Source organism: Thermococcus sp. ES12, assembly GCF_012027515.1.
In the GTDB taxonomy this organism is placed as follows: Archaea; Methanobacteriota_B; Thermococci; order Thermococcales; family Thermococcaceae; genus Thermococcus; species Thermococcus barossii.
This window is the reverse complement of record NZ_SNUP01000146.1, coordinates 1-388: the sequence shown is the minus strand read 5'-3', so window position 1 is coordinate 388 and position 388 is coordinate 1. Positions and strand designations below refer to the sequence as shown.

1 pseudogene is annotated in these 388 nt (G+C 35.3%); it reads right to left on the bottom strand.

What is annotated here, in order from left to right:
• Positions 1–388: pseudogene (locus E3E37_RS11490) on the bottom strand (ATP-dependent protease); the annotation flags it as partial.

The following is a 388-nucleotide window of genomic DNA, read 5'->3' as shown; positions in this document are numbered from 1 at the left end:
ACATGTCTTATTGTGATTCTGGCTTGGAAATCAAGGCTTAAAGCCGTGTAATACCTTCCATCATCAAGATTCTTCTTAGCTTCGTCTAGTTTCTTTTTTGCTTCGTCTAGAGCATTTTTGAGGTAGGAATAGGTAGTATAACTAATATCGCTGTCATTAAGTTTATTTTCAATCTTTTCGTAGTATTTAATGGTTTCATCATAGTCCTCAACGGCATTGTCTTTTAAGAAAGAGGTATCAACATTCAAATTAGCTGGTACAGGAGGTTTTTCTATCTTCTTTCCTGTAAAATAATAAACAGCATCGTAAATGTCTTTGATCTCTTTAACATCCAAGCCCCATCTCTCTTTGGCATATTCAACCACATCTACTTTTTCCGACTTACTCG